Here is a 26,602-nt window from a genome sequence, read left to right as displayed (position 1 = left end):
TAAGATCGTCATTTCGCCCGCAGTAGAGAAATCTTTGAACTTGGTTTAAAGAATCTTTAAAAGATCTCTCCATTCCACTGCGTTCCAGTCGAGATGACGACCTGTGTACTTAAAAACTAAAAGTAGCTTTCAACATCGCAACTCTTCCAGGAATATAATAAGTTCCTGTGGTAAGAGAATTGGCTGAAAGGTAAACCGCATCAAAATTTTTGATATTCGCCAGGTTGGTGATGCCAAATTCAAAATCTGTTTTCATTTTCAGGTATTTGTATTTGATAGTCATATCCGCAAAAAGATATTTTAAATTGGGTTGTGTAGATTGGTGAGTAAATAAATGTTCGGCAGATAAGTTTATATACACATTCCTAAAAGTGGTGATGGCCAGGGTAGACTGTTGCCTGAGCTGCTGAAAATTCGTTTTAATCGCATCGGCTACTTTAGCCTTATTATCGGTTACAGAAAAATTTACCAGGTAAGACCAATCGATAAAGTTGGTAAGTTTTGCATCTATTCCCAGTTTGTAAGAAATGGTTTGTGCATTAAATGCAAAAAGTTCGTTGTTCTGCAACTGATCATATTGGCTCTGCGAAAAACTAATGCCTCCACTTACTGTGCTTTTCAGCGCAAAAAGGTATTTGCTGGCGTTTGCATTAAAAAATAGGGTGCGGATGTGGTTACTCAATGGCAATACCAACCTTTGCTGGATGTTGTTACTTAAGCTATATGAAGAAATGGTATTCAATTCGGCATCACTGTAATTGGCAGTCAAATTTACAAATAACATTTGCATGACTTTTCTGAAATTAAACCCTGCACCAATATTGTGGGTTTTCGATTCCGAAATGGGGGCATTATTGGCAAAAAGAGAGCGGTAGTTTTTTAACACTGTGCCCCGGTAAACATCATCTATTCTTCCTAAATCGTTACGGAAGCTATAATTTGCTGTCACATAATTTTCAACGCTAGTTTGATACTTTATATTCAGAGAAGGGTTTAAAAACAATTTATTCAGGTGCTTATCCAATTGATTGATCTCATCACTGTATTTAATCAGGTTGTAACTCAAAGGCAAGCTTAATCCAGCCTTTAATTTATCATTGGTAAATTCGTATGTCGCATCGGCGTATATCTTGGTTTTTAGCCAATCAAGGTCATTTACGGTATTGCCAGATACGAGTTCGGTTTGCTGATTATTTTGTGTGCGGTAAAGTTCCGAATTGAGCTTTTGTTGCTGCACATTAAAACCTGCCTTATACGTTTGAACGAAATGATTGTTTACAAAAGCAAAAGAAGCATAGTTATTGGTGTACCAGGTTGGTATTTTGATATACTGGCTTAAACCAAGATAACTGTTCCCATTGTTTAAAATATCAGCATTAAGACCCGGCGTTATGTTTAAGTTTTCAGGTTGTGTAGTACGGTTTAAATAGGAGTACAGGTTAATTACATCTTCTGACTTTATCTTTTTACGGTAATTGAACTCGTTCGAAATATCAAGTGTTTCCTGCCGCAATACCTGATTGGCCGCCACATTATTGATTACAAAAGCCGACGATGTTTTAAAAGGCGCATAATCGAGGACAAAATTATTGTTCAGATAGTATTTTTCTGCATTTCCGTTCAGGTTAAATTGCGCCCTTAATTTTTGTGGATTAATGGCATTGCGCTGCGTTTCTGCATAGCGGATAGTTTGATTGGGGAGATAAGTTTCCGAAAATTTGCTGTACTCCTGATGCCGCTGATCATACAAATATGAAATATTGGCCCTTAATTGCAGATCGGGATTGAACTTGTACAGATTGTTCAGGTTAATCAATCCTGCCTTATTAAAAAGGTACCTGCTTTGTGGCAAGGAGGGCACTCCCGCGGCTCCGGTAGAAAGCAGGCCGCCTGGTGTGTCATTATCTAGCTTTTTTAAGTAATCAGCCAGGTTGTGCGAGGTAAGGTCAATACCCGGATCATTGCCAATATTATTGCCTTTGATGTTATTGATAAATTTGAGTTTTTTATTAAAAAGCATGGCCGTAAGGTTTTCATCAAATCGGTTGGGAACGCCGGCGCCAACGGTAGCATCGCCCATTACTTTAAGCTTGGCTTCATCTTTAATCACCAGGTTTAAGGCAACATCATCGCTCATGTTATTTTTACGCATCATTTTAATGGGTTGATCGTTTTGAATCACCTGTACCTTATCAACTGCGCCATGAGGGATACTTTTGGTGCCAATATTGTATTTATCGTCTAACAAATTATCGCCATCTACATAGAGGTTCGAAATCGATTTACCGTTGTAGCTGATTTTGCCATCTTCAGCAACTTCGATTCCCGGCATTTTCTTGAGCACATCGCCAATACTTCTGTCTTGTTTATAGGCAAAGTCAGATGGCCTATAATTTAAGGTATCACCATTTGCCGTTAAGGATGGACGGTTTTTTACCGTCACGGTTTCAAGTGCTGTTTCACTGTTTTGCATAATGAGTTCGTAACTTTTGGTTACGTCAGTTATAACCGTGCTCAGTTTTTTATAACCAATGCTCGAGGCTTCAATTTTGTAGCCCGTAATCTGGTCGTTTTTTAAAGGGATATTAAACTCTCCATTCCGGTTAGTTCGCGTAAAGTTTATGATATTCCCTTCAGGATCCTTTAGGCTTACATTAACCAGTTCAATCGCTTTTCCATAGCTATCCTTAACCAAACCTTTGATTGGCTTTTGTGCCAGAGCCGAAAAAGCTGTGAGCAAAAACGTCAGCATTATTACATAGCTTCTCATTTCTTCCCTGGAATTTCGATTGGGTTGTTGATCTCTGGTTTACCGACAGCTGTACCTCCAGTCGGGCGTGGCGCAGGATTAGCCTTAAAAGAACCTTGCATGCCACTTGCGGCCATTTGGGCCTGCATAAAACCTTGAGGGTCTTTATCTCTTGCGGCTTTAAGTTTGTCTAGTTCTTTTCTGGTAGTTTTAATGGCATCCGCAGGTAATTTAATCTCTGGTCCCAGGTAAGCGGTACTTACATCTATCCCCACCATTTTTACTACACCTGTGCCATTGGGCGTTACAATTTTGCCATCCTCACCTGAGTTTGTTTGGTTGGCATCGTCTTTTACGTTTTCAAGACCAGCGAAGGTAAATTTTACTTCTTTTTTCTCATCATAAGCCTCAATAATCAAACCTGGTAACCCGTTTAATTTCCACGGACCGCTTTGAAAAGGTATTTCTGTGGCAAACCAGGCAATCCATTTTCTACCTTTAAAGGTTGCTGTTGCTTTCTGGCATGGTATCCCTGAAAAACTCATGGTGTCTTTTAAAATTTTCCAGTCAATTTGTGGAGCAGTTTCTTCAATCAGGTAATTGTTAAATAAGCGCTCTTTGGTAATCATTTTATGCTCATTTGCAAAAAAGAAATAATCTTCCTGTGTTAATGGAACTTTCATTTCGCTTTTCACCTCGATTTTGATATTGGAGTTGCCTGCTTGATTTTTCATTTGTTCCTGAATCTGCTTCTGGGTATTCAATGCTTGGTTAAGCTTATCATAACTGGTGTATACAGAAGCATTTTTTCCGGTTACAAGCAGCATATTTTCAGTGTGTGGTTTATCCCTTTGGGTAGTATCACTTATGTGGATAAAAGTGTATCTTACTCTTGCCAGGGCTTTATCAGGGTTTTGGGCTTTTACTGAAAAGCTTAGTACTGTTGCTAAACAGATAATTAAGATTGGTTTCATGGGTTTTGGTTTAAGTTGTTTATTTAATTTTCGTAAATCTACGAATTATTCGTAGATTTAAAAGTGTTTTAACATTTTTTAACGAAGGAAAATAAATAGGATCTTTAGCTGCGGAGGCACAGATTAACACGGAGAATTATTCGTATTATCTTAAGCGGAAAGAATAATTTGTCATTCTGAATGTAATGAAGAATCTCTCTGGGCTGAACTTAGGTTCTACGTCTATTAAGTAAAGATTCTTCACTGCGTTCAGAATGACAGTTAACTTTGAAGGAATACTATCAGGAAAATGTTTGGAAATGAGCGGATGGTGGTTCTTGGCTGACTTCAGTCCTGCTTTACGCTTTACTCCGTTGCACTTCGTGTTCGCTCCAATCAGGTTTAGGAACAAGGGTTCCTGCACCCTGCAACCCCGAAAATGAAATGCTGTTTTGGCCCGATAGCCCCGGTTGAAGCGTTACCCGGTGTCATTAAGTTAAGCCATTGGCACAGGTGAAAATAATTTAACCACAGATAAAAAGGATGCACACAGATATAAAAATCCGTGTTTAAAAACCTTACTTAATGAAATTGATCGGTACCCTACAGCAACGAGGCACGGGGAAGCGAAGCGTATAAGCGTAAAATGGGAAGAAACTTAGTCTTTTGTACTGGCTCAGCGCTTCAATATAAGTGCTCGCTACAATAGGCAGTAAGAGGCTTAGCCTGGGGATTATTGAAACATGATTTTCGAAAAATGCAATTAACATAGTCGTCAAATCAATCTTAAAGATTCTTAAATCTTCCGAATCCTGATCCTGTATGATTTTAGTTAAAAATATTTTCGATATGTATTTGTGTGTTAATTGAATTTGTTCTATATTTGCACCTCGTTAAATAAAAATTAAAAAACTAATATTTAAACAATGTACGCAATAGTAAATATAGCAGGGCAGCAATTTAAAGTTGCTAAAGACCAGCACCTTTTTGTACACAGATTACAAGGAGATGAAGGCGCTAGTATTGAATTTGATAATGTATTGTTGGTTGACAATGGTGGTGCAATTACTGTAGGTGCTCCTGCAGTTAAAGGTGCTAAAGTTTCAGCTAAGATCGTATCTCATTTAAAAGGTGATAAAGTAATTATTTTCCACAAAAAACGTAGAAAAGGTTACAAAAAGAAAAATGGTCACCGCCAGTTTTTCACTAAGATTCAGATTTCTGACATCACTCTATAATTAATTGTTAACCCAATAATTCGCTTTTTAGCGAGTTACAAAATATAAAATCATGGCACACAAAAAAGGAGCCGGTAGTTCGAAAAACGGACGTGAATCGCATAGTAAGCGTTTAGGTATTAAAATTTTCGGTGGGCAATTAGCTATCGCTGGAAACATTTTAGTACGTCAACGTGGAACAAAACACCACCCTGATAAAGGTGTTGGTATTGGTAGAGACCACACTTTATTTGCTTTAGTTGATGGTACTGTAATTTTCAGAAAGAAACAAGATAACAAATCTTATGTTTCTATCCTTCCTATCACTGAAGCTGAAATCGAAGCAGCAATAGCGAAAGCACCAGTTGCTAAAAAAGCGGTTGCAAAGAAAGAAGTTGTAGCTGAAGAAGCTGCTCCAGTTAAAAAAGCACCAGCTAAAAAAGCTGCTAAAAAAGACGAAACTACTGAAGAAGCTGCACCTGCAGAATAATTAGTAACGAACTTATAATGAAAAGTCCCGATACAAATCGGGACTTTTTTGTTTAGTGAGCTATTGGTTAATTGTTGTCAACACCAAAGCTATCTACTGGCCCTTCGACTCCGCTCAGGGTGACATATTGAGGGAATCGGTTGATCGACTCTCAACTCCCAACTATCTATTAGCCCTTCGGCTACGTTACCATCGACAGACTCCAATAGAATGATCGTCATCTCGACTGTAGCGCAGCGAAATGGAGAGATCTATCTAGGCAGATTTAGCTTCGTTGAGCACTCCGTGGTTCTCGACTGCGTTGCACTCCGCTCGAAATGACGATAGCTTGAGAAAACTATATACTTAATTTTTATATTATAAATTACCCCTCAGGGTGCCATATCGTGGGAAAATCGGTTAATAGACTTCGGACTCCAGACCGTCGACTCCGGACTAATGTGTTAAACCCTGTTAAATAACAAAAATTAACATTTGCGACCATTAGATTTGGGCATTGATTTAAAAATTAATCCAAATGAATCTGAAAAAAATATCCTTATTAATTCTATCGCTTATTTCTGGCCGGTTATTGTATGCACAGGAGGTAGAAGAAAATATCCGCATGGTAAAACCATTTAAGGCCGATGGTGTATCGAATGAATGGAACGAACCACTAAATGAATACAACGATGCTACCAAACTAGCCTTCGCTTTGGCCAACGATGACAAAAAATTATATATTATTATAGAATCATTAGATCCTCAAACTACTTTTAGTGTGTTAAGAGGTGGCATTACTTTAAATATTAATACCGCAGGGAAAAAGAAGGACGGGATGAAATTAATTTTTCCGCTGATGGAAAGACCACCAATGCCGAAAGAAGGGGAAGAACATCATGAGCATAATGCTTTATCCCCTGATAAAGAGATGCATGATCAGGCGATGATGAATAAAAGTATTAAGGTTGCAGGATTTAAAAATATTCCTGATGGTGAGTTGCCAGCGATAAATCAAGATGGTATTGAAACGGGAATGAGCATTCATCCAAATAGAGATCTGATTTACGAACTGAGCATTCCATTGGCGCAACTACAGGTCGGTCTGGATCTTAAAAAACCGCTTGTTTACAATATTAAAATAAATGAACCTGGTAAATCCAGTTTTAAAAGAGAAGGTACTCCTGAAGGAGGAAACAGAAGTGGAGGAAAATCTGGAGGCAGAGGCGGAATGGGCGGCGGCGGCATGGGCAGAAGTGGCCATGGCGGTATGGGAGGCGGAGGAAAAATGGGTGGTGGTCAGAGACCAACGGTAGGTGGCGAATTAGCTGCTAAATCTGCTGATTTTTGGATTAAATATAAATTGGTGAAAGCTTAAGGAAATATATGAAGTACGTCATCTCGATCCGATAGCTATCGGATGAAGCGCAGCGAAATGGAGAGATCTTTAGGTATAGATTTCTCGGCTTCGTTGCTCTTCGCTCGAAATGACGAATACCTTAATGCTCTCTTGCCATTAACTGATCAGTAAGCGTTAAGAGATTTGATTTTCTTTCTTCACTCACACTAATCTGCGCAAATACGGCCAGCGCTTTGCTGAGGTAATTGTTCATGCTTTCTTTAGCAATATCCTGAATATCCAAGGTATCGTAAACCTGGCGCACTGTATCTATCTTTTCCTGGGTGTTAAATTCTTTGGATGCTGTCCAGGTATCTAATGATGCTCTGGTTTCTCCATCGGCAAGCTCGAATGCCTTTAATAGCAGAAATGTTTTTTTGTTGGCTATAATATCACCACCAACCTGTTTTCCGAATTTTTCCGGATCAGCGTAAACGTCTAAAATATCATCCTGTAGCTGAAAAGCAATGCCGATATTTTCGCCAAACTGATAAATTAAGTCTGCATCTTTTTCTGAAGCACCGGCGATAATTGCCCCAAGCTTTAGCGCACCGCCCAAAAGCACCGCAGTTTTTAACCTGATCATGTTGATGTATTCTTCAATGCTCACGTCATCACGACCTTCAAATTCCATATCTAACTGCTGACCTTCACAAACACCCTGAGCAGTAGCATTAAAAGTATCCAACGCATCTTTAAGAAAGATTGGATTTACTTTAGCCAGGTTTTTATTGGCCTCTACCATCATTACATCGCCACTTAATATGGCTACGTTGGTACTCCATTTTTCGTGTACAGTGGCCTGCCCTCTGCGCAATGGCGCATTATCCATAATGTCATCGTGAACGAGCGTAAAATTATGGAAAATCTCAATGGCCATTGCTGCGTGAACGGATTGGTTTGCATCCTCGCCGAATAGTTCGGTGGCCATTAAAACCAACAACGGTCTTACACGCTTTCCGCCAAGGTTAATAATATAAGTAATCGGATCGTAAAGCTGTTTAGGGTGATCCGGAAGCTTTAAATTTTGTATTGCAGTATATAAAATTTGCTGTAATTGTTCTGTAGTATGCATGCTTTGCTTTGAACATTGTGTTTTCGGGCACAAATGTCTTAATTTTTAATCAGGAATTAAGGTGAAATCGATTTGACGTTTGGAAAGATCTACTTTTTTTACCCTGATCATCACTTCATCTCCAAGTTGGTATTTTTTCTTTTTGCGTTGGCCTACAATACAGTAGTTTTTCTCATCAAGTACGTAAAAATCATCTGATATGTCTCTTAAACGAATCATGCCTTCACATTTATTCTCTTCAATTTCTACATACATTCCCCACTCGGTAACACCAGAAATAATCCCTTTGTATTCCGTACCGATATTATTTTCTAAGTATTCGGCTTGTTTATATTTAATAGAGGCTCGTTCGGCATCTGCGGCCCTCTTCTCCATAGCCGAAGAATGTACGCAGGCGACTTCGTAAAATTCCATGTCGGCTGATTTACCGCCGTCTAAGTAAGTTTGTAAAAGCCTGTGTGCCATTACATCGGGATAACGTCGGATAGGGGAAGTAAAGTGGGTGTAATATTCGAAAGCCAGACCATAATGACTGGTTTTTTTAGTTGAATAGATTGCTTTTGCCATTGACCGGATGGCCAGCGAAGTTAAAATATTCTGTTCTTTTTTGCCCTCCACATCCGCCATTAAATTGTTTAGCGATTTGGCAATCTCTTTATCTGATTTGGTATTGATTTTATAACCAAAGCGCGAAGCAAAAGTTGCAAAAGTATTTAAAGTTTCCATGTTTGGTGAATCGTGCACACGATAAACAAAGGTCAGTTTGTCTTTTCCTTTAGTTTTCTTTGCGATAAATTCGGCAACTTTACGGTTGGCTAAAAGCATGTAGTCTTCAATCAGTTTATGGGCATCTTTACGCTCTTTTACGTAAACACCAATTGGTTTGCCGGCTTCATCCAGTTTGAATTTAACTTCGGTACTTTCGAAACTGATGGCGCCGTTTTTGAATTTACGGTCGCGAAGGATATAGGCTAATTCGTTAAGTTTTAATATTTCCTGAGCGTAATTACCTTCTTTATTCTCGATTACTTCCTGGGCTTCTTCATAACTGAATCTCCGATCCGAGTGGATTACTGTTCTGCCATACCATTCAGATTGGATGTTCGCTTGCTCATCGAGTTCGAAAACGGCAGCAAAACACAATTTATCTTCATGGGGGCGAAGTGAACATACTCCATTGCTTAAGCGTTCAGGCAGCATCGGGATTACGCGATCAACCAGGTAAACGGAAGTAGCGCGACTATATGCTTCTTTATCTAAATCAGTTCCCTGGATTACATAATGTGAAACATCAGCAATATGTACTCCAATTTCATGATTTCCGTTAGGAAGTTTTTGATAAGAGATGGCATCATCGAAATCTTTCGCATCTGCCGGATCTATGGTAAAAGTTAATACTTTTCTAAAATCTTTTCTTTTTGCAATTTCTGCTGCAGGGATTTCTTCAGGAATGGCATTGGCTTCGCGTTCTACCTGTGGTGGAAATTCTAATGGAAAACCATACTGGGCTAAAATAGCATTCATTTCGGTATTGTTCTCGCCCTGGTTACCCAGTACGTGTTTAACAATTCCGATTGGATTTTTTGCACTTTCAGGCCAATCTGATAAGGTTACCAATACACGCTGACCGTTTTTGGCTTCGTGGGTATCGGCCAGGGGCACAAAAATATCGTGCATCATTTTTTTATCATCAGCAATTACAAATGCAAAACGATCTGATATCTTGATAACACCTGTAAAATCTGATTTTGCTCTTTTAAGGATTTCGACAACTTCTCCATCGTTTTTACGACCGCTTTTCTTGGCGAAAACATAAGCCTTTACGGTATCACCATGCAATGCATTTTTGAGTTTTCGTGGAGCTACAAAAACATCTTTCTCAAATTCATCTTCCGGAATGATATATGCCGATCCATCGGCAGTCATATCAACCGTACCGATAATGAAGTTCTGCAGTTCTTTAAGTTTAAATTTACCTTTTTCTGGTTCTAAGAAAATCCCTGCACTTTTCCCTTCTTTTAAGATCTCGAGAATGGTTTCTCTTGATTCCTGATCGTTCAAATTTAATTTGGCCGAAACCTGCTTGTAATTAAGCAGCTGATTATTGTTTTTTTCAAAAACATCACTAACCAATTGATTCAGAACCAATTTTATACTTGCCGATTTTTTCTTTGCCATATGCTAAACTGAATTTACCGAAGATACAGAAAAGATGCTCAGGATGGAAAATATAGGGTATAATATGTAAAATGAATGATGGTTTATCGTTCAATAGTTCATTGGCCATTGGTTCATTAGTACAGCAAACAGGCTACCTGGCTGATGGTCTAATAGCTCATAGTTAATAGCCAAGACTGGTTAGGGAAAATTGCTACTGACTATCAACGATTAACCATGAACCAAATAAATAATATCCCAGATTAAACCTTATTTTTAGCATTCATTCCATCTTATGGACTATGGACTATGGACTATGGACTATGGACTATGGACTACGCTGATCTCCACATAAGTAATTTTCTTTCTTTCGGCAGTGTAGCTTAAATGTATGTTCCCTTTTTTATCCTGAATAATGGCCGGGTAACTATACTCGCCTTTATCGTGGTTTTCTAAGGTATAAATGTCTTCCCAGTTTTCACCATCAGTTGATAGGGCCAGTTTTAATACCGATCTGCCTTCCCACCAGTTTTTGCCTGCTGTTAACGGATTGTAGACCAGTAATTGCCGGCCATCTTTTAGCGTTACGGCATCGCTACCCGAATTTGGATTAGGCAATTGAGTAGCCTTAAGTTTTGACCAGGTTTCGCCATTATCATCCGACCAGCTTTCTACAATCACATTCTGCCTGCTTCTGCACAATAACTGGAGTCTCCCATTAGGATAGGTGAGAATAGAGGGCTGGATTACACCAAAAGTATCGCAATTAATATTAATCTTTTTCCAGTTTTTACCATCAGCGTCCGATTTTTCAATATGGATTGCCCATGTTTTTTCATCTAAACTTTCTGTACTTGAGGGATAAAGAATTGTTCCATTTGGTAATTGGATAGGTTTGTTTTTGATTGGTCCTAGAAAACCTTTAGGCAATTTATGTGCTTTAGACCATGTTTTGCCGTTGTTAACAGATGTTTTATATTCTGCCCACCAGGTTCTTGGATTTGCCCCCACCTTATAATGTAAAAATAAAGTTCCGTTTTTTGTTTTGAAAAGAACAGGATTCCAACAGGCAAACTGGCTCGTATCGTTTATTATCCCATTTGCTATTTCGATCGGTTGACTCCATTGTGTACCTGTTTTTATAGATGACCAGATTGCGACGTCTTTACTGCCTTCGTGTTTACCGCCAAACCAGGCTGCCATTATTTTTCCTTTGCCTAAATCAACGAGGGTAGAGGCGTGACAAGCCTCGAATGGAGCCTTTTCAAAAATAGTAGTCGACTGAATGATTTCCATTTTTTGCGCAGAAACCTTTAATGAAAGAAAAATTATGGTAAAAGCAATTGAAATATATTTAAGCATTTTCTATTATTGGTGTCCTGGTATAGCCTCGATCAGTTTTTGGGTATAAGCTGCTTTTGGCGCATAAAATATCTGCTCTGGAAAACCTTCTTCTTCAATTTTTCCTTTATTCATCACTAAAATGCGGTCTGAAATATGCTTTACAACCGCCAGATCATGAGAAATGAAGATATAAGTGAGCCCGAATTCGCGTTGAAGATCTTTGATGAGGTTTAAAACCTGCGCCTGAACGGAAACATCTAAAGCAGATACCGATTCGTCGCAAATGATAAATTTAGGTTGCAAAGCCAAAGCCCTGGCGATAACCACACGCTGCCTTTGTCCGCCGCTAAATTCATGCGGATATCGGTTAAAATGTTCTTCTTTTAAGCCTACTTTATCAAGCAACTCCAATACTCTTTGCTTACGCTCTTTATCGTTACCATACAATTTATGCACCTGTAACGGCTCTAAAATCGATTGACCGATACTTAATTTTGGATTTAAAGAAGCATAAGGATCCTGAAAAATGATTTGAATGTCTTTCCTTAATTTACGGAGATTATTTCTCGAAATGTGTGTAATGTCTTCGCCATTAAATATGATTTCGCCGGATGTTGGCTGGATTAGTCTTAAAATGGTGCGGCCCAGTGTAGTTTTACCACAACCTGATTCACCAACCAGCCCTAAGGTTTCGCCAGGAAAAACCTCAAAGTTCAATTGGTCAACCGCTTTAACATAATCAGTCGTTTTGCCGAAAAGACCGTTGTGGATAGGATACCAGGTACACAGGTCTTTAATCTGAAGTAAAGGTTTCTGGGCGTAAAGTTTTTCTCTGCGTGCAGCTATTTCGAGTGCTGTGAGTTGATTTGAAGCCTGTAAATGTGCCGAAGCATCATCAATTTTTCCGGTAAGGAAATCGGCCACCACAGGCAATTTTTTTAATTGTAGGCCAGGTGAGGGGCGACAGGCAAGCAAACCTTTGGTATATGGATGTTGCGGATTTTCGAAAATAGATTTTGCCGGGCCTTGTTCTACAATTTGGCCTTTGTACATTACAGCAACTTCGTCGGCAATTTCATTTACTACACCTAGATCGTGCGAAATGAAGATCATCGACATATTCCGTTCCTGCTTGAGTTTTAGCAGGAGTTGTAAAATCGTTTTTTGAACGGTTACATCTAATGCTGTAGTGGGCTCATCGGCTATCAATAATTTTGGATCGCAACTTAAAGCCATAGCAATCATTACCCTTTGCTTTTGTCCGCCTGATATCTGGTGTGGGTAGCTATCAAATATTTTCTCTGGGCGGGGTAGCTGTACCTCGTTGAACAGTGCAATGGTATGTTTTCTCGCTTCTGCTTTATCTACCTTTCGATGCAGCATAATGGCTTCTGCTACCTGGTATCCGCAGGTAAAAACGGGGTTAAGCGATGTCATTGGTTCCTGAAAAATCATCGAGATCTGGTTTCCCCTGATCTGGCGGATTTCATTCGAGCTGAGATTGAGCAAGCTAATTTCTTCAAAATCTATTTCTCCCGTAATTTTTGCCGCACGTTCATCGTGCAAGCGCATAATGGAGAAAGAGGTAACTGATTTTCCAGAGCCTGACTCGCCAACAATACCTAATACGGTTCCTTTTTTTACATTAAAACTGATTTGTTTTACAGCCTTAAACCAGGTTTTTTCATCTTGGTTATAAAAATCGATATTTAAATGCTCAACGTTTAACATTAGGTTACAATGGTAATGTTTTCTCCCGTAATTATATCCATACCTTTAAATTTTAACAATACCTGGGCGGTAGTAATTACATCTTTCTGGCAATAGGTAACAATTCTATCAAGATTTTTTTCTTCATAATAAACCTGCCTCACCTGCGTACCGTTGATATCATCCTTAGGGGTAGGAATATCTAAGATAGCGGCCAAAAGGTTTAAGGAAGTAAAATGTTTGTAATCGCCGAATTTCCAAAGTTCCATCGTATCGATGTGGTTAATCTCCCAGGGTTTTTTGCCAGAAAGCTGTAATTGAACAGGAATTTCTATGCCATTAACTAATAACCGTCGGCATAAATAAGGAAAATCAAATTCTTTTCCATTGTGTGCACAGAACATCAAAGTGGGTACTTGTTTATTCAACAAAGCAGAAAACTGGTGCAACATCTCTTTTTCATCATGGCCAAAAATAGATTTGATGCGCAAAGAGGATGACTTGCCCTGTACACTAAAAATACCCAGGCTGATGCAGATAATCTTACCGAATTCAGCCATGATGCCTGCTTTTTCATAAAATTCTTCCGGACTTTGGTCAGAATTTCGCTGGTAATGAGTTTTCTGCTCCCAAAGTTCCTGGAAATGGGGTGGTACATCCTGAAAAGATGGATATTGAGGTACAGTTTCGATATCGATAACCATTACCTGATTGAGATCTAAAGCCTTTAGCATACATCGATAGTTTTCAGTTAACAATTTACAATTTTCTGTTCAAAATCTTTTATGCAAACCATTAAACATTACAACAATATTTTATAAGTTTGGATATGGCGGAAAGTAAATTCGAGCAATCTTTAGCAGATGGTGCTCACCAAAAGCTTCAAAATTTAATTGGTACCTGGAGTGGGATAACCAAAACCTGGTTTGAAAAAGATGTGCTGGCAGATGAATCTCCAACTGAAGCAAAAATTACTTCTATTTTGGGTAACCGTTTTATTTCTCTTGATTACCAGGGAAGTTTGGAAGGAAAAACTTTTGAAGGCAAAATGATTGTCGGTTTCGATATTCCTTACCAAAGATTTACAACAAGCTGGGTTGATAGTTTTCACATGGGCACGCAGATTATGCTTTCGAGCGGTGAGGCTACAACAAACGGTTTTTCTGTTTTTGGCGAATACGGCAGTCCGGAATATGGTGAACAGCTTTGGGGCTGGAGAACAACGCTTGAAATAATTAACGAAAATGAAATCGTATTAACCGCTTACAATATTTCGCCGGAAGGGGAAGAAGCAAAAGCTACCGAAACGGTTTATAAGAGAAATTAAATATTGTTGGTCGAGATTTGTAATCCCGACTTGAGAACTCTTAAGTGGATTATAAATCCACAACTCATTCAGACGAGATTGCAAATCTCGACTAACAGTGACGATTTATAGAAGGAAATAAATTTAAACCTATCAGGTTTTTAAAACCTGATAGGTTTCTTCTCGACTAAAACAAGCTTGGCGAAGCCTGATTCGCCATTACCGGAATTTTTAAATCGGTGCCTACCGCTTTATTAAGTTTCTCGGTAAAATAGGCTGAAAATAGTGGAGACGAAAGTTCCACATTTTGGTGTACAAAGAAATAAAGGCTTTGTAAACCTTGCTCTTTCCAGGTTACTATTCTTTCGATCCAGTCATCTAAACGTTTTTTATCGATTTTATCATCATTGGCGCCTACAAAACGTACAAAAGCAGTTGGCGTGGTTAAACGCATGTGTAACATGTCTCTTCTGCCCGAAGTATCTACAATGATGTTGGTTATACCATTATCTTCGAAAAGTTTGGCAAATTCATTCGCAATGGCGGGGTTGGTAAACCATTCCGTATTTCTCACTTCAACGCCCAGTGGAATTACTTTTGGAAATTCGTTGATCATGATTTTTAACCTCTCAAAATCTTTCGGTTTAAAGTTATCGTGCAATTGAAGAAAAGCCATTCCTAGTTTATCTTCAAAATTACTGATGGCATCACAATACTGCTCTACGGGTTCCTTAACGTTGATTAACCTTTTAAAGTGACTGATAGTATTGGTTAGTTTAGGAAAGAATTTAAAATCTGCAGGTGTCTTTTGTGTCCACGTAATTACCTGCTCGCGGGTAGGCATGCCGTAAAAAGTGGCATTCAATTCAATCGAATTAAACTGGGTAGAATAATAAGTCAATTCATCCTTGGTTCCTTTTGGATAAAAACCTTTTAAATCGGCCTTATTCCATTTAGCGCAACCCACGTAAGCTTGGAAAGATTGTTTAGGCTTATTTGCGGCTAAAATTGCTGCTGTTTCAGGAGCATCAGCAGGAAGGGTATAATCTATAATCGAAGGATCGTCTACTTTACCGAATTGCATTTTTTTTTAGGTTTTAGGTGTAAGGTAAAAGGTTTAAGGCAAAAAAATACCTTAGCTTATTCAACTAAGGTATTTATATATTGTAAAAATAAGAAACTTGTGCTTTGCTTTAGCTTATTGTGGAAAGTTTATAGTTTCCATAACCTAAACTGAGAACTGAAAATTGCCAATTGAAAACTGACTTAGTAACCCAGAATCTTCAATACTTGCTTGCTGTTCTGTTCCTCTCCAAAAACCTCAAAATTGAAACTTTCGTCGCGGTTTCTGCGGATCAAAACATGTTTCGGACTAGGCAATAAACAGTGGTGAATACCACCATAGCCACTCAATACTTCCTGGTAAGCACCAGTATGGAAAAAACCTAAATACTGCACCTTACGCGTTTTCGGCATAAATACACTGTTCATGTGTGCTTCCTGGTTGTAATAATCCTGTCCATCACAGGTAATACCACCTAAGTTCACCCGTTCATATTCCGCATCCCAATTGTTAATCGGCAACAAAATATATTTTTGGTTCAATGCCCAAACATCAGGTAAATTGGTGATGAAAGAACCATCTAACATCAACCAACGTTCGCGGTCGTTCTGTTGTTTACGGCCCAGTACTTTATAAAGGATACCAGAAGCCTCCGCAACCGTATATTTACCAAATTCGGTAATAATATCTGGTTCCATTACCTCGTGGATAGCACAGATTTCTTTAATCCTTTTCACAATTTCGTTAACCATATATTCGTAATCGAAATCGAACACCAGCGAATCTTTAAATGGCATACCACCACCAATATCAAGGGTATCTAAATCAGGATTGATTTTTTTGAACTTGCAATAAAGGGTTACATATTTCTCCAATTCGTTCCAGTAATATGGTGAATCGGTAATGCCTGAGTTGATGAAAAAGTGTAATAACTTAACCCTGAAATTAGGGTTATGCACGATTTTGTTGTTGTAAAAATCGATAATATCTTCCATACGCACACCTAAACGCGAAGTATAAAACTGCGAGTCGGGTTGCTCTTCAGCGGCAATACGGATACCTAAATTACAAGGGGTATCAATATCAACCTCATCATCAAAAAGATTAAACTCCTCTTTGTTGTCTAAAACAGGGATAATATTGGTATAACCATCGTGCAACATATCAATGATATATTGTTTGTATTGGTAGGTTTTAAAGCCGTTACAGATGATAGTGGTATCTTTCGTTAATACTCCTTTTTTCTCCAGGGCATCAACCATTGGCATATCAAAAGCCGAAGAAGTTTCCAGGTGGATGTTATTTTTTAATGCTTCTTCTACAATATGCTTAAAATGCGAGCTTTTTGTACAGTAGCAATATTTGTAATCGCCACGATAATTGTTCTTTAAAATAGCGGTTTGGAAAAGAATCTTCGCCTGCTGAATCTTCTTACTTACCATCGGTAAATACGTGAAACGTAGGGGAGTCCCGTAAGTTTCGATCATTTCCATCAGGTTTAAATCCTGAAAATATAATTCATCATCTATAACATCAAAGCCTTCCTGTGGAAAACCAACGCTTAGATCGAGAAATTCTGAGTAACTCTGCATTTACTTTTAAATAATTTTTGCAAAAATGTAATTTTAAATCGAGAATTAAACGGTATTGAAAATATTTTTACTGTAAGGAAACGTTTAGCCTGATTACAAAAAACGACGAGAAGTTGTTTTGGATTGAACGTAGATGGTTTTATTTTGTTAATGGTCTGTAAAACAGTTGCTGATAATATATTAAGTTTTAAGATTTGGAAATCAAGTTCCTGTTTTTATAGGTTGGGGTTGGTCCTGCTCTCCACTTTATCCCGATAAAAATCGGGATGTTCGTTCCGATCAGGTTTATTTAAATTGGGCTGGTGCTACTATGTTTTAATAGCGAGTGCATCTATTCGGTGGGTTTTCCGTGCGTTCCGCGCTTCCGTGGCAAAATACCATGGTTCGTGGAGACACGAAGAACCACGGCGAGGAGAATAATATTTAACTTATAACTTGGAAAGCAGGTTTCTGTTTTATAGGTTAGGGTTGGCCCTGCTCTCCAATTACTCGTTGCACTCGTGTTCGTTCCGATCAGGTTTATTTAAATTGGGCTGGTGCTGCTATTTGGGTTTGATAGCGAGTAGCTTAATGGATCATCAAATAGCGCTTTATCCTTTGCGGAGGTATTTTGTTAAAATTACAATGGTTTGTCCTTCTACTTTACCCTCAATCTGTTCAATGTTATCATGAACTAGCCGGATGTTTTTAACTACAGTACCCAGTTTAGCGCTCAAAGTAGAGCCTTTAACATCCAGTGTTTTAACCAAAACCACGGTATCGCCTTCAAATAAACGCGTGCCATTGCTGTCCTGATGGAATTCTACTGTTCCGTCTTGCTCGTGGTCGCCGGTTTTTTTAGCCCACTCCAAAGTTTCATCTTCCAGGTATAAAATATCCAGACTATCTGCTGCCCATCCTTCATTTCTTAACCTGCTCAACATCCTCCAGGCAACAACCTGTACCGGGGCAAATTCCGACCACATGGTTTCTGTTAATATTTTCCAATGGTTTGGTGCCAGCTGTTCTGTTTTTTCAATCTGGTCTAAACAGGTTTTACAAACTAAAATACTGTTATCACTATTGGCATTGCTGGTTGGTGGCACTTCGTACACTGATAAATTGGTTTCAGCGGTGCATAATTCGCATTTATTGCCCGAACGGGTCTGTAATTCTTGTGCTAAAGACATCTTGATACTGGATTTTTGGCGAAAGTAATAAAACTAATTGGAATCACGCGGATCGTCATTTCGACCGCAGTGGAGAAATCTTTATATTTAGGTTTAATAGAAAGGAATGTTTGCTGATGATTTGGAAAGCAAGTTACTGTTTTTATCGGTTTCAGTAGTCCTGCTCTTCACTTTACTCGTTGCACTCGTGTTCGTTCCGATCAGGTTTATGTATTTGGGCTGGTGCTGATATTTAAGGTTTAATAGCGAGTGTGCATTTGTCAGATGGGTTTCCGTGCGCTTCGAGCTTCCGTGGCAAAAATAAAAATGGCTGGGAGATATGAGACAAGGGCGAGAAATAATGTTCTGATCATTTGGAAAGCAGGTTGCTTTTTTATCGGTTTCAGTAGCCCTGCTCTTCACTTTACTCGTTGCACTCGTGTTCGTTCCGATCAGGTTTATGTATTTAGGAGAGTGCTGCTATTTAAGGTTTAATAGCGAGTGTGCATTTGTCAGATGGGTTTTCCGTGCGCTCCGAGCTTCCGTGGCAAAAATATAATGGTTCGTGGAGACACGAACCACGGCGAGGAGAAAGCGGGTTCACAATCCCAAGGTTGGTGGCTCACCAACCTCATATATATTATTTGGCTTGGCTGGTGGGCCGCCAACCAAGGATATTAGGGAATAAACTATTTAATAGGCAAATGTATCTCAGCCAGCATACACCTCGCGCTACCACCGCCATTTTTTTCAATCGTATAAAGGGGTGCGTAAATGATCCTGCTGTATTGTTCTAATGCAGCAATCTGCTCAGCAGTTAAGGATAGATACGCCTGTTCTGACATCACCAATAAACTTTCGTCCTCGGTATTATTTACCTGCAGCATGTTGCCTGCAAATCTGTTCATCTGTTCCAGACTGATTTCGATGATTTCTTTTCCAGTGCCTTTTAAACTAATAGTTACATTTAACCTTTCATCAGTATCTTTAATTGAATCCAGGCAGATTACTGCAAAACGATCGCCAATGCACATCATCACATTGGTATGGTAAATCGGGAAATTTGATCCATCTACCGCCTGGAAGGCAACTGGCTCGTATCCGGTAAGCATGCAAAAATTGTTCAGCACTTCTTCATCAGTGCGCACACTCAAGCAGGCGTAAACAATTTTATTGGTACGATCTAGTACCATGCTTCCGGTACCCTCTAAAAACGCATGTTGTTGTTCGTAAAAGCTTAAATCACTGATGTGGTTGACTTCGAAATGGTTTTTCAATCCTTCTAATATTTCATTTCTGCGCTCTAACCTGCGGTTTTCAGAAAACATAGGATAAAGATATACTGAGCCATCATCGTGGAAAGAAACCCAATTGTTCGGAAAAATAGAATCAGGTGTTTCAGGCTCCAAAGTGTCATCTATAACGGTAACATCAACACCGTTTTGCTGCAATAAGGTTACAAAAGCATCAAACTCTTTTAGCGCAGCTTTTTGTACATCGCTTTCGGTAGAAGCAACCTGGAACTTATTGTTTCCTGCCGTTTGCTCGTTGAATTTAAAATCAACAGGGCGGATCATTAAAATGTGATTGGTCGTCTGCATTTTTGGGTTAATTGTTTAAACCGGTTAATTGGTTAACTGTTCCGGGCGATTGCCCGTCATTCATTTACCATCTTACGTTTTACATGCTACAAATTGTCTCTCAATATCGGTAAACTCATACAATGAAAACCACCACGGGCGCGTGATAATTCTGCAGATGGCATTAAAATCAAAGTATCGGTTATGGTTTCAGCATTTACTTTGCCGCTTTCTAAATCCTGGATCAAATCTTTCACATCCACCACATCAAAGCCAGCGGCTTTAAAGGCTTCAACAGTTTTATCGTTTCTATCGTAACCTAAAACTACACCTTCTTTAATGGCTAAAAGATTACATGAATCCGTCCATTGTTCTCTCGAATCGTAAGGGAACTGGTTATTTCCGCTGTAGATAATCTGCGTGGGTTCAGTGCTTTTTAAGTCGTTCTGGCTAATGTCGTTTAATAAAGCTTCTACATGTTCGAAATGTTTAGGTTCCTGTGGATTGGCTTTAGTAAACTGGATAGCAGTAGTGGCCTCCAATTTTTCTGGTTCTTTTAAAAAGTTGATCGGCTCGTAAGGATTATATTTTGGTGAATGGGCAATGGAATTCAAAATGACCCAGGTATTGCGTTTAACCTGAGTGAAAACTGTGTCCAGGTGCATATAATCGCGTTTGCTTGGTATTTTTACCACGGTAACTTTTTCCACCACATCCTGATCGAACAATAGTTTAATCGCTTCATTGGCACCATGTTCAGAAGTTCTTTCGCTACAGCCAATCAATACATGGTTAGGGCTTACCATCATCACGTCACCACCTTCTAAAGTGGTGCTGAAAGCAGGTTCATCGCCCGGGCGTAAAAAGTGCATGGTCACGTCCGGAATTTCGAGAATATTATTGCGGTAGCTATCAAACAAAGGATGGTTGAAGAAAATATAACGCATTAAAAGTGTTTCGCGCACACGAGCTTTTTTTGCCGGTTTGTTTAACAGGATGTGGTTATTAATGGTTATGCCCACATCCCTGGTGAAAATTAAATTGGGGATTGGCGCAAAAATCATGGTATCGTTGGCCAATGTTCCGGAGATAAAAATCTCTGCCAGTTGTTTCGGATCGGTATTCGTTAATTCCAATTGAACTTTATAAGTACAACCTTCAATCGCACAAACAGCGGCAACCAGTTTTTTACGGATGGATTCGTCCTCCAGCATTTCACTTAAGAGGTTCTGAATCTCAATTACAGACTTTGAATTGTGGAAGTCAGGGTGGTTAGGTTTATAATAATTACGGTTGGATGCTTCTGAATCTATTTCAGCCAGTTTTCCTTTAATCTTATCAGGATCAAGAAAATACATCAGCAGTTTAATATAATAATCGTATTCGCCTTTACGGATGGTATCTAAATGGACAATATCTTCGAAAAGCCAATCTTGTGCCTTAGAGGGTACTACTTTGCCTAATCCACTATCAGGACTATGTATTAATAATTTACGCAATCTGCCGATTTCGGTGGTTACGCTCACTTTAAAATTGGGGTTCTGCTCGCTCATAAAAAAGTTAGTTATTGCAAATCTATCAGAAAAATTCAGATATGAGAATTGAGATGATAGATTTGAGATAGACTGATGCTTAAAAAGGTTTATTTATTGCATAGAACCAAGATCTCTAAACTATTGGAATTTTTTAGCGTCCGAAAGTACGATGTCCGAAAGTCTGAAGATATAGTTTGAAAATAAGCACTGGAAAAGTTAGAAGATCAATGAAGTTATTTTATAGGCACCCTGTCTTCCGACCTCGGACCTCTGACTTTTTTATTGCATAGAACCAGCCAGATAAACCTTATTGAAGCGGCAGCTCCCGATTCCTTCAATCGGGACTATAGCGGAAAGAAGGACTATCGGTACAGATAAGCACTAAGGTACCTTTTCAAACCTTTTATCACGATGAGAATTGAACTGCCAGCCGGAAACCTTTTACCTTCCACCTTTTTTCTCTATTTTTGACGCATGAATTTTATTATTGCCGAAACACAGAAAGCCATTTTTGAACTTTATAAGGAAGAAGTAGCCGAAAGTGTAATCAACATACAAGAAACCCGTAAAGAATTTGAAGGACAGGCAACTATTGTTGTTTTTCCAATCACTAAAATTTCGAAAAAATCGCCAGAACAAACAGCCACAGAAATTGGCGAATATTTAGTCGCTAACGTAGCTGATATTACCAAATTTAACGTAGTTAAGGGCTTTTTAAACTTAAGCATTGCCGAAAGTTATTTCTTAAAACAGTTTAACGAAGAAATTTTATCGCCTGATTTTGGTGTATATGCACCGAATGGTAAAAAGGTAATGGTAGAATATTCATCGCCAAATACCAATAAACCGCTTCACCTGGGGCATGTGCGTAATAACCTGTTGGGTTACTCGGTTTCTGAACTGCTTAAAGCTTACGGTTACGATGTGGTGAAGGTAAACCTGGTTAATGACCGTGGGATCCACATCTGTAAATCGATGCTGGCCTGGCAAAAGTGGGGCAATGGCGAAACGCCTGAAAGCACAGGCTTAAAAGGGGATCACCTGGTTGGAAAATACTATGTAATTTTCGATAAAGAGTATAAAAAAGAGATTGATACTTTAAAAGCGGAAGGACAAACTGAAGAAGAAGCTAAGAAAAATGCACCACTAATTAAGGAAGCGCAGCAAATGCTTTTGAAATGGGAGCAAGGGGATGAAGAGGTAGTTTCGCTTTGGAAAACCATGAACGAATGGGTTTACGCTGGTTTTAATGTAACGTATAAAAACCTTGGTGTTGATTTTGATAAATTTTATTACGAAAGCAATACCTATCTGTTAGGAAAAGGTACGGTTGATGAAGGTTTGGCTAAAGGCGTTTTCTTTAAAAAAGAAGATGGTTCGGTATGGATCGATTTAACTGCAGATGGTTTAGACCAGAAATTGGTTTTACGTGCGGATGGAACTTCAGTTTACATTACGCAGGATTTAGGTACTGCCGAAATGAAACACGATGATTTCAATATGGATGAGTCGATTTATGTGGTCGGAAATGAGCAGGATTACCATTTCAAAGTGTTGTTCCTGATTTTAGAAAAACTGGGTAAAAGCTGGGCAAAAGGTTTGTACCACCTATCGTACGGAATGGTCGATTTGCCAAACGGTAAAATGAAAAGCCGCGAGGGAACCGTTGTAGATGCCGACGAGCTGATTGAAAGCATGGTAACCACTGCCCGCGAAAAAACCGAAGAATTGGGTAAAACCAACGATTTTAGTGAAGCAGACAAAGAAGAATTATATAAAAATATAGGTTTAGGTGCCTTGAAATATTTCCTTTTAAAGGTTGAACCGAAAAAACGTTTATTGTTTAATCCGGCTGAGAGTATCGATTTCCAGGGGAATACCGGACCGTTTATTCAGTATACGCATGCGCGGATTAAATCGTTATTGAGCAAATCGGATTACAAGTTTAGTGTTGGGAGTTTGGCGTATAGCGGGATAAGCGATGTGGAATTGGAAATGATTCTGCAATTGGCAAAATATCCTGCGGAGATTGCCATTGCGGCAAAAGCTTACAGTCCGGCGAGTTTGGCTAACTATTTATATGAACTGGCTAAGCTGTTTAACAAATTTTACCATGAGGTACCGCCAATTGTAAAAACGGAAGAAGGTGAAGCGAAACAGTTCCGTTTAAACCTGAGCAAAAAAACTGCTGATATCATTCATGCTGGAATGTTGATTTTGGGAATTACTTCGCCAGAGCGGATGTAAAGCATGGAAGAGGTAAGATGGAAAATGGGTGATGTGAGATGGAAAATATATACTGCGATTCTTTAATTATTATGCAAAAATAGGGGGGAGTCGCATCATTTAATCATATAAGTAATTATCCCTGCCCTTTGTTCTGTATTTACAGATGGAAAGGGCAGGGGTGATTAATTATTTTGCTTTAGCCGATTCTGGCAGCAGTACCAATCTGATATAATTCTTGCCGGTCAGGTATTTATCTGCAATATCTTTTACCTCTTTTGCAGTCATTCCTTTGATGATCTGGTTATAGTTACTGATCTGGTCAAGCGGTTCTCCATTGCTGAGTTGTCCAGTCAGGTAATCCAGCCAGAAATTATTGGTTTTCATCGTGGTTTGCATCGTATGTAAGTCTTCGGCTTTAAACTTTTCAATGTTTTCAGGTGCCGGGCCAACTTTCTTCAACTTTTCAACCTCATCTACCGCAGAGGCAATCATCCTTTCTACATTTGCAGGTGAACAGCCAAAATAGATAGATATACCATATCTGCCATCAGGCAATTTACGGGTACTTACTTCCGCAGCCGGAGAATAAACCCCACTTTCTTCCTCCCGCAATCTTTCCAGTAAACGGATTTCCAAAGCTTCTTTTAGTGCCTGCATCTTCAGGGTACTCGCGTAATCATAATCAAACTTTCCAGAAAAAACCAGGTAAACCATGGCCTTGTCCTCCTTACCAGCATATACTGTTTTGGATATCAAGCCTTCAGGGGCATGGATGTCCAGATTTTTTGCTGCCTCTATGGTTCCGTTTGCAGGAAGGGAAGCGATGTATTTTTCCAGGTAAGGCTTTAGTTTTGCCTCGTCTATATTTCCTACAAGGACAAATTTCATCCCCGTTACATTGGCGAATCTCTCCTTATATATCGAATATGCGCGATCAAGGTTGATCTGTGCAATCTTCTCCAGGTTAGCAGGCGTACGGCGGACATTGTAGTTCCCCAAAACTGTAGTCATTGTATCACTGAAAACCGATTCAGGATCATCGTCTTTGTTCACCAGGGCCGCTTTTGCATTGGAGATAATTCCTTTGAAAATCTGCTCATCTTTACGCGGTTCTGTAGCGTAGGCATACAGCAAACTAAAGGCACTGTCCATATCTTTGGCATTTGTACTCCCAATAAAGCCTTGCATACGCTCATCTATAAAAGGAAAAACCGATACCTGTTTACCTGAGAGGTATTTTTCCAGCTGACTGGCATTATAATTCCCTACACCTGCTGAAGAGATAATATTTGAGGCATTAGCTGCACTTTCATAGTCCGCATCACCGTATAAGGATGTTCCCCCATCGGTAAAAGCCTGGAAAACAATCTCGTCATTTTTGAAGTTCGTTTTCTTCAGGATCACATTTACACCATTGCTGAGGGTAAGGAAAGTAAGTCCGGTTTTGGCATTTTTCTCCTCCTTCACAATTTTTCCGGGTACCGGCATATGAGCCAGTAAGGGCAACGTACTTACATCGTCTTTAAAAGCATCCATCTTTTCTGCATTGACTTCCTTTATCCAGGCTAAAACAGCAGACTCGGCCGGTAAAGTTGCCTTATCCTTTTCAGGTGCGGTCACAATGATATCCCTGTCTGTTTCCCTGATGTATTCTTTGGCTAGTGCATTTACCTCTGCAAGCGTAATTGTAGGAATAAACCGGTTTACCATTTCATTTTGTTTGCTTAATCCAGGAGCGGCCCCGCCATAAAGGAAATGGTTCATATAAGCATTTACATAGGTATTGGAAGTCATTTTATCCTTTTCCTGCATCATCGCTTCCATATCATTCAGATACTCCCTTTTGGAACGCTCCAGCTCTGTTTTAAAAAAGCCCAGCCGCTGCAGTCTGGCCGTTTCCCTCCAAACCGCTTTAAATCCACTCTCCACTTCTCCGGGCCTGCAGCTAACATAAAGTTTAAATGCTTCCAGCCCTGGCATAACTTCACGAATTGCGGCACCACCTTCTAAAAACGGAGGATTGGCTTGCCGTGATAATTCCATGTAACGCCTGCTCAGCATTCCGTTGAACAGATTTCTCAGCAGTGAAGCACGGTAATCATTCTCTGTATAAATTTTCTGCTCTTTATGCTTGGAATTAACTTCTATAACCGTATTGGTCAATTCTTTATCCGTTACCGCAAGAAACTGGTTTTTTCCTGTTAAGGAAGAACTATATTTTACCCTTGGTTTTTCATTTGGCGGGTTTTTCAGGTCAGCAAATTTTTGCCTGATCAGTTGTTCCATTTTTGCCACGTCAATATCACCTACAATAATAAGGGCCTGCAGGTTCGGACGGTACCAGTTATGGTAATAATTGCGGATCACTTCTGGTTTAAAATGAAGGATTACATCTGCTTTACCAATAGGCAAACGTGAGGCATAACGCGAGTTATTTACCATCACCGGAAGGGTTTGTCTTAGTATGCGGTCTTCAGCGCCCTTACCCAACCTTTCTTCTTCCATAATCACACCGCGCTCCTTTTCAATCTCGGCAGTCTCCAGTGTTAGTCCTTGCGCCCAATCGCGCATAATCTGCAGCCCGTTTTTCATCACCGCAGGATCATCTGTGGGCAGCGGTAACTGATAAACTGTTTCATCAAAACTGGTGTAGGCATTTAAATCGGCACCAAACCTGACGCCGGCTTTCTGGAGATAATTGATCAGCTCACTTTTAGGGAAGTGCTCCGTTCCGTTGAAACTCATATGTTCCAGGAAGTGTGAAAGTCCCTGCTCCTCATCTGTCTCCAGGATAGATCCTACCTTATTGGCAAGATACATCACTACCCTGTGCTCAGGCTCATTGTTATGGCGAATATAATAGGTAAAACCATTCGCCAACTTTCCGGTACGTACCGAAGGATCCAAAGGAATCAGTTTTGTACCCGGCTGAACAGTATGGTGAACAGCAACAGTGGATTTAGCAGGCTTGTGTTGTGCTCCCGCAAGCAAAGGCAGGCAATTGCCTGCGATAAGCAGGGCTATATTAATTTTGTATATTTTCATATGGGTAATAAAATTTATAATGCTGGTTTTT

General features: G+C 39.4%; 18 protein-coding genes. 5 read left to right on the top strand and 13 right to left on the bottom strand.

Annotated features, from left to right (window positions below; all coding sequences use genetic code 11):
* Positions 1-109: 109 nt before the first annotated feature.
* Positions 110-2,770, bottom strand: a complete 2,661-nt coding sequence (locus IM793_RS10115) for a TonB-dependent receptor (protein ID WP_193420952.1) — start codon at positions 2,768-2,770, stop codon at positions 110-112.
* Entirely contained in the window at positions 2,767-3,723 is a 957-nt protein-coding gene (locus IM793_RS10110; RefSeq protein ID WP_193420950.1) for a GLPGLI family protein, read from the bottom strand. The genes IM793_RS10115 and IM793_RS10110 overlap by 4 nt, the downstream gene beginning before the upstream one ends.
* 905 nt (positions 3,724-4,628) lie before the next feature.
* Here IM793_RS10110 and rplU point away from each other — a divergent pair.
* From rplU to IM793_RS10095, 3 genes are all read left to right on the top strand, one after another.
* The gene (gene rplU / locus IM793_RS10105) at positions 4,629-4,940 is read left to right on the top strand and encodes a 50S ribosomal protein L21 (RefSeq protein ID WP_025146774.1); all 312 of its coding nucleotides are present in this window, start codon (positions 4,629-4,631) and stop codon (positions 4,938-4,940) included.
* Positions 4,941-4,992: 52 nt separating this feature from the next.
* Positions 4,993-5,409 carry a 50S ribosomal protein L27 gene (gene rpmA, locus IM793_RS10100; RefSeq protein ID WP_121284982.1) on the top strand — a complete coding sequence of 139 codons (417 nt, stop codon included), beginning with the start codon at positions 4,993-4,995 and terminating at the stop codon, positions 5,407-5,409.
* A gap of 517 nt (positions 5,410-5,926) precedes the next feature.
* Complete coding sequence (locus IM793_RS10095) at positions 5,927-6,766, top strand: hypothetical protein (RefSeq protein WP_193420948.1); 840 nt, start codon at positions 5,927-5,929, stop codon at positions 6,764-6,766.
* A gap of 121 nt (positions 6,767-6,887) precedes the next feature.
* On the opposite strand, the gene IM793_RS10090 is transcribed toward IM793_RS10095, so the two are convergent.
* The 5 genes from IM793_RS10090 to IM793_RS10070 form a co-directional block, all read right to left on the bottom strand.
* Positions 6,888-7,862, bottom strand: coding sequence for a polyprenyl synthetase family protein (locus tag IM793_RS10090; RefSeq protein ID WP_132397004.1), 975 nt, complete (start codon positions 7,860-7,862; stop codon positions 6,888-6,890).
* A gap of 45 nt (positions 7,863-7,907) precedes the next feature.
* On the bottom strand, positions 7,908-10,040 hold the full coding sequence (gene rnr / locus IM793_RS10085; RefSeq protein WP_193420946.1) for a ribonuclease R: 2,133 nt from the start codon (positions 10,038-10,040) through the stop codon (positions 7,908-7,910).
* Positions 10,041-10,340: 300 nt separating this feature from the next.
* Positions 10,341-11,381, bottom strand: a complete 1,041-nt coding sequence (locus IM793_RS10080) for an exo-alpha-sialidase (RefSeq protein ID WP_193420944.1) — start codon at positions 11,379-11,381, stop codon at positions 10,341-10,343.
* Between the two features lie 6 nt (positions 11,382-11,387).
* Positions 11,388-13,094, bottom strand: coding sequence for an ABC transporter ATP-binding protein (locus IM793_RS10075; protein WP_193420942.1), 1,707 nt, complete (start codon positions 13,092-13,094; stop codon positions 11,388-11,390).
* Positions 13,094-13,807, bottom strand: a complete 714-nt coding sequence (locus IM793_RS10070) for a 3'-5' exonuclease (protein WP_193420940.1) — start codon at positions 13,805-13,807, stop codon at positions 13,094-13,096. The genes IM793_RS10075 and IM793_RS10070 overlap by 1 nt, the downstream gene beginning before the upstream one ends.
* Before the next feature lie 95 nt (positions 13,808-13,902).
* Here IM793_RS10070 and IM793_RS10065 point away from each other — a divergent pair, with 95 nt between their 5' ends.
* Positions 13,903-14,400, top strand: a complete 498-nt coding sequence (locus IM793_RS10065; protein ID WP_193420938.1) for a DUF1579 domain-containing protein — start codon at positions 13,903-13,905, stop codon at positions 14,398-14,400.
* Between the two features lie 166 nt (positions 14,401-14,566).
* Here the strand turns inward: IM793_RS10065 and IM793_RS10060 are convergent, their stop codons facing one another.
* The 5 genes from IM793_RS10060 to IM793_RS10040 form a co-directional block, all read right to left on the bottom strand.
* Positions 14,567-15,463: a DUF72 domain-containing protein gene (locus IM793_RS10060; RefSeq protein ID WP_193420936.1), complete on the bottom strand. Its 897-nt coding sequence runs from the start codon at positions 15,461-15,463 to the stop codon at positions 14,567-14,569.
* Between the two features lie 182 nt (positions 15,464-15,645).
* Positions 15,646-17,034, bottom strand: a complete 1,389-nt coding sequence (locus tag IM793_RS10055) for an arginine decarboxylase (RefSeq protein ID WP_025146786.1) — start codon at positions 17,032-17,034, stop codon at positions 15,646-15,648.
* Between the two features lie 590 nt (positions 17,035-17,624).
* Positions 17,625-18,203 (bottom strand): PhnA domain-containing protein, encoded by a 579-nt coding sequence (locus IM793_RS10050; RefSeq protein WP_029277860.1) that lies wholly within the window; start codon positions 18,201-18,203, stop codon positions 17,625-17,627.
* A 668-nt stretch (positions 18,204-18,871) separates the two neighbouring features.
* On the bottom strand, positions 18,872-19,783 hold the full coding sequence (ctlX, locus tag IM793_RS10045; protein WP_193420934.1) for a citrulline utilization hydrolase CtlX: 912 nt from the start codon (positions 19,781-19,783) through the stop codon (positions 18,872-18,874).
* Between the two features lie 86 nt (positions 19,784-19,869).
* Complete coding sequence (locus tag IM793_RS10040; protein ID WP_193420932.1) at positions 19,870-21,315, bottom strand: arginine deiminase family protein; 1,446 nt, start codon at positions 21,313-21,315, stop codon at positions 19,870-19,872.
* Between the two features lie 456 nt (positions 21,316-21,771).
* Here IM793_RS10040 and argS point away from each other — a divergent pair, with 456 nt between their 5' ends.
* On the top strand, positions 21,772-23,544 hold the full coding sequence (gene argS, locus IM793_RS10035) for an arginine--tRNA ligase (RefSeq protein WP_132397964.1): 1,773 nt from the start codon (positions 21,772-21,774) through the stop codon (positions 23,542-23,544).
* 168 nt (positions 23,545-23,712) lie between these two features.
* Here argS and IM793_RS10030 read toward each other — a convergent pair whose 3' ends face one another.
* Positions 23,713-26,571: a pitrilysin family protein gene (locus tag IM793_RS10030; RefSeq protein WP_193420930.1), complete on the bottom strand. Its 2,859-nt coding sequence runs from the start codon at positions 26,569-26,571 to the stop codon at positions 23,713-23,715.
* Positions 26,572-26,602 lie beyond the last annotated feature (31 nt).

The sequence above is a fragment of the Pedobacter sp. MR2016-19 genome, assembly GCF_014947265.1.
Classification (GTDB): Bacteria; Bacteroidota; Bacteroidia; order Sphingobacteriales; family Sphingobacteriaceae; genus Pedobacter.
The sequence above is the reverse complement of the archived record's forward strand: the minus strand, read 5'-3'. Positions and strand labels throughout refer to the sequence as shown.